This is a genomic window from Rhizorhapis sp. SPR117 (assembly GCF_021742065.1).
This window is the reverse complement of sequence record NZ_JAKKIE010000091.1, coordinates 1-9,024: the sequence shown is the minus strand read 5'-3', so window position 1 is coordinate 9,024 and position 9,024 is coordinate 1. Positions and strand designations below refer to the sequence as shown.

Genomic DNA, 9,024 nt, shown 5'->3' with positions numbered 1-9,024 from the left:
TATTCCCCGAGGCAACGGCTGAAGCCTCTTCCCGACTGAAGTCGGGGGGTTTCCTCCAAAAAGCGGGACACTAAAAATAAATTAACCAAGATCGGTTATTAAGTGATACGGCTCCGCTGATTTTGGGGGGAATCTATTGTGTACAAGTTGAAAGCTGATCCGTCAGCACCGTTGACTGATGCCGAACGCATTCGGGATTTGGAAATTGAGGTCACGGCCATGCGTCGTGAACTGATGTCCTTGCGGCTCGCCAACAGTGAGCTGGAACGGGTAGTCGAACGTGACACATTGACGCCGCTTTATAATCGTCGCTACTTCATCAACGCGCTCAATGATCACCGGAAACGGCTGGGACGCTATGGTACGCGGTCAATCCTGGTGTTTGTTGATGTCGATGGGCTGAAACGAATTAATGACACGCATGGTCATAACGCCGGGGACTATGCACTTATTCATATTGCCGGATTATTGACAGCCAATGTTCGCACAACGGACATCGTCGCGCGCATCGGCGGCGATGAATTCGCGCTGATCCTCGAAGAACTGACCAAGCATGAAGCCTTGGCAAAAATCGCGCAATTGCAACAAGCGATCCTTCAAGCCCCCTGCGAATATGGCGACGTCCTGCTGGTACTCGGCGCATCATTCGGCATGGCCGTAATGTTGGAAAGCGACACTGATGAAGCGCTTATCGCGCGCGCCGATGCCGATATGTATGCGAACAAGCGCAAGATGCGCGATCAGCGCTCCGACAGATAATAGCGCTCGATTTCCGCCAGATCGTCATTCAGTTCATAAACAATCGGCTGACCTGTGGGGATCTCAAGGCTGGGAATGTCCGCATCGGAAATACCCGACAGATGCTTGACCAATGCGCGCAGCGAATTGCCATGCGCGGAAATCAGTACTCGCCTGCCCGCCTTCAACTCCGGCACGATACGGCTTTCCCAATAAGGCAACACCCGCGCGATCGTGTCCTTCAGGCTTTCGGTATTGGGAATGGCGATACCCGCATAGCGACGGTCCTTTGACAGATCGAAGGGGCTACCGGCGGATAGGGGCGGCGGCGGCAAGTCAAAGCTGCGGCGCCAGATATGCACCTGTTCATCGCCATGCTTTGCCGCCGTTTCCGCCTTGTCGAGACCAGTCAGTCCGCCATAATGCCGCTCATTCAGCCGCCAATCCTTTTCAACCGGCAACCATAGACGCCCCATTTCCTCCAGCGCCAGATGCAGCGTCTTGATGGCGCGGGTCTGGACCGAGGTGAAGCAGCAATCGAAATCCAGCCCCTTTTCGGCCATCAGCCTGCCCGCCGCCCGCGCTTCTTCTGCACCCTTTTCAGTAATGTCCACGTCCCACCAGCCGGTGAAGCGGTTTTCCAGGTTCCAGGTGGATTGGCCATGGCGGATAAGGACGAGGGTGGGCATGGGCATTCTCCATATAAACTGTTCGCCCGCCCTATTAAGGATTGAAGCGGACGGAGCAAGCCTTCCGCTAAAAGCCCTCTCCCTTGAGGGAGAGGGTTGGGTGAGGGTATGGCTCCCCCTCACCCCGGCCCTCTCCCCGTCGGGGAGAGGGGGGGCGTTTCACAGAGCCAATACCGCAATCATTTTGCTCATTAAAGTCTGGCGGTCCGGTGAAGCGGTTCGGTATGCATGAACCAGTTGCGCTTCGCCATCTGTCAAAGGACTACCTCGATCACAATCGAGCAGTAGTTCGGACGAACTTAAACCTCGTCGATCACCTCTGCCAATACCGCGAGACAATCGCGGGCCAATTGCATCGATCGGGCGGGCGACCAACCGAAATCCGGATCGGGCAAGGCGTCATTATCCTTGAACGGCATTTCCAGTGTCATCGACACCGCGCCATAGCGCTCGGCCAATTGCGCGGTGGACATGGAGAGATTGGAGCGCCCCGGCGGTGCGGAAGGATAACCGATGGCGGTCTGGAAATCGGGTGACCGCGCAGCCAGAGTATCCCGATAGCGATTATAGAGCGCCAGTTGCCCTTCCCGGAGCGATGGTATCCCCTCAAATCCTGCGATGAAGACGGCGGGAATAGCTTCGTCGCCATGTACATCCATGGCGAAATCAACTCCGGTTTCATCCATCGCCGCACGGACCAGATATACTTCCGGGCTGCGTTCCATGCTGGGGTCGTGCCATTCGCGGTTCAAATTCACGCCTGCGGCATTGGTTCGCAAATGCCCCCGCCTGCTGCCGTCCGGGTTCATATTCGGGACAAGGTGAAATGTCGCCTTCTGCCGAAGCAGTCGTGCAACCGAGTCCTCCATGTCGGTCAGGCGCTCGATAGCGCCTTCCATCCACCATTCCGCCATGGATTCACCCGGATGCTGACGCGCATAGAGCCACACCTGTTTTGCGCCATCGCCCATAGTCAAAAGGTCGAGCGGCTGACCGTCAAGGGTCAAACCAAGCTGACGCTGCATTACGCCCGGCTGGTTGGCGGCATAGGCGACAAGGTCATGATGCCGCTCCATCGAATAGGGTGCGAAATAGGCGACCCACATGGCATTGCTATCCGGCGCGACACGAATCGTCAGCACGCCATCGGCATAGCTGGTGTCAGCCATCAGCCAGTTTTCGCGATCCTCGCTTACGCGCGCCTTGTAATCCGGCCAGCCGTCGGGATAGGCCGCACCCCCGCAATTCACGATCCGAAGTTCCACCTCTTCACCTGCCGCACCTGACAGGCGGAAATGGAACCACTGATAAAAATCGCTGTCCTTGTCCTTGACGATCTCAAGATCGATGCGGTTGCCGGAAATTTCCAGGACGCAGATATTGCCTGCGTCGAAGGCGCTACTGATCGATAGGGTCATTTCACAGTGATAGTACGACCCGACACGCCGGGAAAGTCCCTGAACAATGCCTCAGCCAATTTGGATGCGGCCAGCCCCGGCTGAGCAGCGGGGGAATTCTCCTTCGCTTCGGTCAGTGCACGGCCTTCCCAGATGACGGTCGCATCGGCGCGCCGTTTGATCTGCACAGTGATATGGGTCATCACGATCGCCTTGGGCTTGCCCGACAGGTTGATGCCAATGCCCAGTCCTACGCCGCTGCCATAGCTGCCCGTGCTCCCTCCCACACCGACGCTGACAGGCGATTGGCCTTCCGACAGTCTGTCGCGAACGCCGCGGCGATAGTGAAGGCTCGCTACATATTCGCTGCCCATTCCCGACTGTTCGGTAAAGCCGATTCGCTGCAACTCGCGCCCTACGGCGGCGGCATAGCTGCGAAACTCAAGGCTGGTGTCATCGTCAAAGGCAAGCGGTTCTACCGCAATTGTCCCACGCCCTGTCTGCTCGCCCATATGAAAACGGGTGACTTCAACCGGCGCAATCGCTGTCGCACAACCCGTCAATGCAAGCGGCAAGATCAGCAAACCGGTCCATTTTTTCACGCGCATCGCACATTCTCCCTCTTTGTGTCCGCCCGGATGCCGCCTTCGCGCATCAGAAGCATAAGGCATGGCATTGCTGCATATAGCATGAACAGGGATTCCATTGCGCCTGGCCCACCGCTAATGTCCGTTAATTCAATTCCACAGCCACAGGATTATGCATGACGGACAAGCCGGTAATTTTAGTGACGGGCGGCGCGGGTTATATCGGCAGCCATGCCGTGCTTGCCCTGCGCGATGCGGGATATGGCGTAGCCGTCATCGACAATCTGACCACCGGCTTTCGTTGGGCCGTACCGGACGATGTCGCCTTTATCCAAGGCGATATTGAAGATCAGGCGCTGGTTGAAAAGTGGATCATCGATCAGGGCGTGCGGGCGATCATGCACTTCGCAGGGTCGATCATCGTCCCTGAATCGGTCGAAAACCCGCTGAAATATTATCATAATAACAGCGTCAAAAGTCGTGCGCTGATTGAAAGCGCGGTACGCACCGATGTGCGGCATTTTATCTTTTCTTCGACGGCGGCAACCTATGGCATTCCCGAAGAAAGCCCGGTGAGTGAAGACGCGCCCAAGCAGCCAATCAATCCCTATGGAATGTCGAAGCTGATGACCGAAATCATGCTGCAGGACGTATCGAACGCGCATGACTTCAATTTCTGTGCGCTCCGCTATTTCAACGTCGCGGGTGCCGATCCGCTCGCTCGCACGGGACAATCGACCGCAGGTGCAACGCATCTTATCAAGGTCGCGGTGGAAGCGGCCCTGGGCAAACGAAGCCATGTCAGCGTGTTCGGCACCGATTATGACACGCCGGACGGCACTGGGGTGCGCGATTATATTCATGTTGCCGATCTTGCCCGCGCCCATGTGCTGGCGCTCGAAGCCCTTATGGCCGACCCTGCAACAAATCATATTCTCAACTGCGGCTATGGTCGCGGCTTTTCGGTGCTGGAGGTGCTCGATGCGGTTGACCGGGTGACGAACATGACGATCGAACGCCGGATGGGGGACCGACGCGCGGGCGATCCCGATTCGCTGATTTCCGACAATCGGGCGATCATGGCGCGCTTTCCCTGGAAGCCTGAACATGCCGATCTGGACCGGATTGTCAGCCATGCCGTCGCCTGGGAGCGGAAATTGAGCGAAATCAGAGGAGACGCTTGACTTTCAGCGGTTGTCCCCATAGGTGGCGGCGTTCAAATTTCTGACAAACCAAAGCTATTGGAAGCGTTTCGACATGAAGATCCGCAATTCTCTGAAGTCGCTCAAGGACCGTCACCGCGACAACCGCGTGATCCGTCGCCGCGGTCGCACCTATGTGATCAACAAGACCAACCGCCGGTTCAAGGCTCGCCAGGGCTGAACGAGCGGTGGGCATAACCGCCGTCATATTTGACGTCGGCAATGTCCTCTATGATTGGAACCCCCGGTTCCTGTACGAGCGCCTGATCGATGACAAGCAGGCGCTCGATGCGTTTCTGCGCGATGTCGTGACGCCGCAGTGGCAAAAGAAGATGCGCCTTTTCTCGCTCATCTCATAGAGATTGCCATCCCCGTCGGGCAATTCAAGATTGCAGAAATTCCCAGCCAATGGGCAATGGCCCGCTTTTCGTGGCCACAAGCTCGATCATCGTCAAACCCTCCTTTCCGCCCGCAATGAAGCTGTTGCGAGGTCGCCGGAAACGGAGGGTCTGGTTTTTCTATGCCTTCTCCAACGTGCACTGCAAGGGGTGCTGATTCTCGCGCGCGAAGTCCATGACCTGACTGACCTTGGTTTCAGCAACTTCATAGCTGAATACCCCGCATACGCCCACGCCGCGCTGATGCACGTGGAGCATGATGCGAGTCGCCTCTTCCATATCCATCTTGAAAAAGCGCTGCAGAACCAGGACGACGAATTCCATAGGCGTATAATCGTCGTTCAGCATCAGCACCTTGTAGGGCGATGGCTTTTTGGTGCGCGTACGTGTGCGGGTGGCAACGCCCAGATTGCTGCCATCCTCGTCGCCCTTGCGTGTCGCCATCATGGCGGGGCCGGCTAATATGTCGCTCAGTTGGTTCATGCGTCCAGCAGGATATGGCATGGTCCGTGGCAAGGGCAAGGGGGAAGACAGGGTTAACGGCCCTATAGTAACGAAAAAAAACGGTCGCCTGTCAACCAGACGACCGTTTTGTTGACAAGGCAGGGCTAGTCATTCGGCAAACCCGCAAAAGCCCATTAGCGAATTTCCGCAATGTCTTTTAGGTCGCCAGTCATTCCATCGCGGCGGTTTGCGACGCTCAAGCCTCACTGAGTCCGTCCCCCTTTTGGACGTCGAGCCTTTTCATCTTTTCTATGAACGTTGTGCGTTGCATGGATAACAGGCGCGCGGCATCGGCAATGACGCCGTCGGCCTGGGTCAGCGCTGCGGCGATATACCGCCTCTCGATCTCCGCGAGATGCTGTTTCAGGTCGATGCCATCAGCGCCGATCGCGGCGGAGAAGTCAGCCGAAGGCATGGCTGGTAGTGACTGCTGGATCAGCTCCGTCGTCGGCGCATTGCTGTGGCGCCGGCGGAAGAGCGCTTCCACCTGATCGGCGCCGATCTGCATGTTGGGAAACAGGATAATAGCCCGTTCCACCACATTGCGCAGCTCACGCACATTGCCGAGCCATTCATGCGTGATGAGACGCGCCATCGCCCCGGGCGTAAAGCTCAGGATGGTTTCGGGGGTGGCCATCTTTGCAAGAAAGAACTGGATTAACGCGGGCACATCTTCCGGCCGATCGCGCAGGGGCGGCAAATGGATCGGGAATACCGCGAGTCGATAGTAGAGATCCTCGCGGAACTGCCCCTTGTCGATTCGCTCCTCCAAATTCTGGTGGGTCGCTGAAATGACCCTTGTGTCAATGTGAATGGGGGAGCTACCGCCGACCCGCTCGATCTGCCGCGACTCCAGGACGCGCAGCAGCTTGACCTGCATGTCAGGAGGCATGTCGCCAATTTCGTCGAGAAACAACGAGCCCCCGTGGGCGTCTTCGAACCGTCCCCGGCGTTGCGCGATCGCGCCGGTGAAACTGCCTTTTTCATGCCCGAACAATTGGGACTCAAGTAGGTCGCGTGGAATGGCGCCGCAGTTGACCGCGATGAAGTGGTTGCGCGCCCGCGCGCTTGCAAGATGAATCGCCGTTGCGACGATTTCCTTGCCGCTGCCGGATGGTCCGGTGATCATCACCGAAGCGTCGGTCCGTGCAACTTGCCATATCAGATCCCTGACCCTGGAGATCGCCCCGCTATCGCCAATGACGACGCCTTCCAGCCACGCCTCGTCCTGTGCGTCTGTTTTTATCGCTCCAGCCATCTTTTCGCGCGCTTGCATCCTTGGAAATTTGCCCTGACGGGCGGCCATGGCTGCCCGTGCGCTGTCGTTGATCGCTGTTCAAAACGCCGTGCCCGTTCGGGGTCGAGCGCTCGCGATCCGGCCGACAATATCATGAGCGCTTTCGCACGGGGGCGCTCTTCAACGCATCTGCGGGGTTGTCCGGCTATGCGATCACAAATGCAAGGGAGCCTCGCCGCCCCACAACGGCGAAGCTCAATACCTCGGTTCCATCGAACTTATTGATTAATAGGCGATAATGATTAACAAAGAAAGACCAATCGCTGCTCCATTTGCCATAGATCAACCCTGCCTGAGCCCTTCTTTGGCTGGTTCATGTTGCGCCTGTGCTCAGATCGATCGCGGACGAACCGGGCAACGGCAAGGCGAGCGTGCAGTGAGAGCGCGGCAAGGTTCTATGGGCGCCACGAAGTGGCGGTTGATGCTGCCCTAGTGTGAGCTTCGCCGATCCCCAGCGGCAAAGCTCAATCACACGGCCCCTTTACAGAAATTAACCTTAATCGCCGCAGGTTAAGAAATCATTGCATCGCCATATCACCATTGCCAAAGACACAACAAGCTATTGAATTTCAGGCGCTTTGGTGCCAGGTTGAGATTTGGAAAACGGCGGCTTTTCTAGGACGGATCGACATTCAGGATTGAACTAACCCGCTGACGCGGGAGAGGAGCGTGTTTGGAGGAGCAGCCTCCTGATGGGAAGTTGTGGTTGCTGAGACCCACTTCTGATCAGGAGACCAACCCATGACCGACGCCCCGGCAGCGGTGAGCCCGCTGCGTCGTCGCATGATCGACGACATGACGCTTCGTAACCTGTCGCCAGCCACCCAGCGATCCTACCTCCATGCCGTGACGAAGTTCAGTCGGTATTTCGGCCGTTCGCCGGACCGGCTGGGGTTGGAGGATGTCCGCGCCTTTCAGGTGTATCTGGTATCGCAGGGCATTTCTTGGCCTGCGCTCAACCAGACCGTCTGTGCGCTTCGTTTCTTTTATGGCGTGACGCTTGACCGGGCCGAGATTCCCGAGCGGATTGCCTATGCCCGCACGCCACGCAAGTTGCCGGCGATCTTGAGCGCCGACGAGGTCGTGCGCTTCCTTGAGGCCGTGCCGTCGCTGAAGGCGCGCACCGTGCTGACCACAGCCTATGCCGCGGGATTGCGCGCATCGGAGGCGGTAAGCCTGAAGGTCGCGGATATCGACAGCAAGCGGATGGTGATCCAGGTCCGTCATGGCAAGGGCGCCAAGGACCGCACGGTCATGCTGTCACCGCAACTGCTCGGCATTTTGCGGACCTACTGGCGCCTGGTGCGGCCTGCGGACTGGTTGTTTCCCGGACGCGGCGACAAGCCGATCGACGTGCAGGTGCTGCATGCTGCTTGCCGTTCCGCAACCAAGGCGGCAGGATTGACCAAGAAGGTGAGCGTGCACACGCTGCGCCACAGCTTCGCCACCCATCTGCTCGAGAGTGGGGTGGATATCCGGATCATCCAGGTTTTGCTCGGGCACAACAGCCTGTCGACGACGGCGCGCTATACCCATGTCGCGACGACGACGATCGCAAGCACGCAGAGTCCGCTCGATCGCCTCCGCCTCGAAGTGGTGCCACCGGCCTGAGGCGGCGCCATGCGGCCCGCATTGGAGGTGGCGGATGTCTTCCGCCGCCACGGTCCTGTCTATCGCTCCACCCATGACGGTCATCTCGGCCGGGTGGAGCGCCGTGTCCTGGCGGCGATCGAGCTGTGCCGGACCGCCGCGCTTGGCGGTCATGTCGAGTCCTGCGAAGATTGCGCGCACAGCCGCATTGCCTACAACTCCTGCCGTATAGCCCTAGAACCCATTTCGGCTTTTGCCGGGCGCGCCAATATCCGGCTTTAGAAATGTGCACCTGTGCACAAAAGCACGGGACATTACGTAAAATGCAATAATATAAATGGCTTAGCGGCCATTTTTTTCTATTCTTCGTCAAACATAATAACAAGAACAGGCAATTATGAAGACGACCATTGTTACGGGCTGCGACGCCAACTATTACCCACTTCTTCAAGAGCTGATCGCTTCCATTCGGCAATTTCCTGAGTCGAATGCAGTTGATATCTGCGTCATCGACGCGGGGCTCTCCCGCGAACAGGTAGAGGCGCTATCCGCGACAGAACGGACTAGCCCTCGCGCTGCGCGAGCTTGGCCGCCTCGAACGCTCGATCTTCATGCTCGACTG

General features: G+C 57.7%; 9 protein-coding genes and 3 pseudogenes. 7 read left to right on the top strand and 5 right to left on the bottom strand.

Annotated elements, in window-relative coordinates:
• Window positions 1-138 precede the first annotated feature (138 nt).
• Window positions 139-759 carry a GGDEF domain-containing protein gene (locus L3X40_RS19785; protein WP_237367117.1) on the top strand — a complete coding sequence of 207 codons (621 nt, stop codon included), beginning with the start codon at window positions 139-141 and terminating at the stop codon, window positions 757-759.
• On the opposite strand, the gene gpmA is transcribed toward L3X40_RS19785, so the two are convergent.
• The 3 genes from gpmA to L3X40_RS19770 all read right to left on the bottom strand — a co-directional run bounded on the left by gpmA (window position 741) and on the right by L3X40_RS19770 (window position 3,432).
• Window positions 741-1,427, bottom strand: coding sequence for a 2,3-diphosphoglycerate-dependent phosphoglycerate mutase (gene gpmA, locus L3X40_RS19780; RefSeq protein ID WP_237367116.1), 687 nt, complete (start codon window positions 1,425-1,427; stop codon window positions 741-743). The genes L3X40_RS19785 and gpmA overlap by 19 nt on opposite strands.
• A 299-nt stretch (window positions 1,428-1,726) precedes the next feature.
• The gene (locus L3X40_RS19775) at window positions 1,727-2,845 is read right to left on the bottom strand and encodes a M14 family metallopeptidase (protein ID WP_237367115.1); all 1,119 of its coding nucleotides are present in this window, start codon (window positions 2,843-2,845) and stop codon (window positions 1,727-1,729) included.
• A complete protein-coding gene (locus L3X40_RS19770; protein ID WP_237367114.1) occupies window positions 2,842-3,432 on the bottom strand; it encodes a DUF4136 domain-containing protein in 591 nt (196 codons plus the stop codon). The genes L3X40_RS19775 and L3X40_RS19770 overlap by 4 nt, the downstream gene beginning before the upstream one ends.
• Window positions 3,433-3,587: 155 nt before the next feature.
• Here L3X40_RS19770 and galE point away from each other — a divergent pair, with 155 nt between their 5' ends.
• The 3 genes and pseudogenes from galE to L3X40_RS19755 all read left to right on the top strand — a co-directional run.
• Window positions 3,588-4,595 carry a UDP-glucose 4-epimerase GalE gene (galE, locus tag L3X40_RS19765; protein ID WP_237367113.1) on the top strand — a complete coding sequence of 336 codons (1,008 nt, stop codon included), beginning with the start codon at window positions 3,588-3,590 and terminating at the stop codon, window positions 4,593-4,595.
• Window positions 4,596-4,668: 73 nt separating this feature from the next.
• A complete protein-coding gene (gene ykgO / locus L3X40_RS19760) occupies window positions 4,669-4,794 on the top strand; it encodes a type B 50S ribosomal protein L36 (RefSeq protein ID WP_003046794.1) in 126 nt (41 codons plus the stop codon).
• A gap of 7 nt (window positions 4,795-4,801) precedes the next feature.
• Window positions 4,802-4,936 (top strand): annotated as a pseudogene (locus L3X40_RS19755) (HAD family phosphatase); the annotation flags it as partial.
• A 195-nt stretch (window positions 4,937-5,131) separates the two neighbouring features.
• On the opposite strand, the gene clpS reads toward L3X40_RS19755, so the two are convergent.
• Window positions 5,132-5,494: an ATP-dependent Clp protease adapter ClpS gene (gene clpS, locus L3X40_RS19750; RefSeq protein WP_445177218.1), complete on the bottom strand. Its 363-nt coding sequence runs from the start codon at window positions 5,492-5,494 to the stop codon at window positions 5,132-5,134.
• Window positions 5,495-5,711: 217 nt separating this feature from the next.
• Window positions 5,712-6,773 carry a sigma-54 interaction domain-containing protein gene (locus L3X40_RS19745; protein WP_237367112.1) on the bottom strand — a complete coding sequence of 354 codons (1,062 nt, stop codon included), beginning with the start codon at window positions 6,771-6,773 and terminating at the stop codon, window positions 5,712-5,714.
• A gap of 780 nt (window positions 6,774-7,553) precedes the next feature.
• Here L3X40_RS19745 and L3X40_RS19740 point away from each other — a divergent pair.
• The 3 genes and pseudogenes from L3X40_RS19740 to L3X40_RS22595 all read left to right on the top strand — a co-directional run.
• On the top strand, window positions 7,554-8,423 hold the full coding sequence (locus L3X40_RS19740) for a tyrosine-type recombinase/integrase (RefSeq protein ID WP_237367111.1): 870 nt from the start codon (window positions 7,554-7,556) through the stop codon (window positions 8,421-8,423).
• Window positions 8,424-8,432: 9 nt separating this feature from the next.
• Window positions 8,433-8,630 (top strand): annotated as a pseudogene (locus L3X40_RS19735) (transposase zinc-binding domain-containing protein); the annotation flags it as partial.
• Window positions 8,631-8,947: 317 nt separating this feature from the next.
• Window positions 8,948-9,024: pseudogene (locus L3X40_RS22595) on the top strand (Tn3 family transposase); the annotation flags it as partial.

Excerpts from the sequence above, each read along its gene's own strand:
- gpmA (WP_237367116.1), bottom strand. The coding sequence starts at position 1,427 with ATGCCCACCCTCGTCCTTATCCGCCATGGCCAATCCACCTGGAACCTG.
- L3X40_RS19775 (WP_237367115.1), bottom strand. The coding sequence starts at position 2,845 with ATGACCCTATCGATCAGTAGCGCCTTCGACGCAGGCAATATCTGCGTC.
- L3X40_RS19770 (WP_237367114.1), bottom strand. The coding sequence starts at position 3,432 with ATGCGCGTGAAAAAATGGACCGGTTTGCTGATCTTGCCGCTTGCATTG.
- galE (WP_237367113.1), top strand. The coding sequence starts at position 3,588 with ATGACGGACAAGCCGGTAATTTTAGTGACGGGCGGCGCGGGTTATATC.
- ykgO (WP_003046794.1), top strand. The coding sequence starts at position 4,669 with ATGAAGATCCGCAATTCTCTGAAGTCGCTCAAGGACCGTCACCGCGAC.
- clpS (WP_445177218.1), bottom strand. The coding sequence starts at position 5,494 with ATGAACCAACTGAGCGACATATTAGCCGGCCCCGCCATGATGGCGACA.
- L3X40_RS19745 (WP_237367112.1), bottom strand. The coding sequence starts at position 6,773 with ATGGCTGGAGCGATAAAAACAGACGCACAGGACGAGGCGTGGCTGGAA.
- L3X40_RS19740 (WP_237367111.1), top strand. The coding sequence starts at position 7,554 with ATGACCGACGCCCCGGCAGCGGTGAGCCCGCTGCGTCGTCGCATGATC.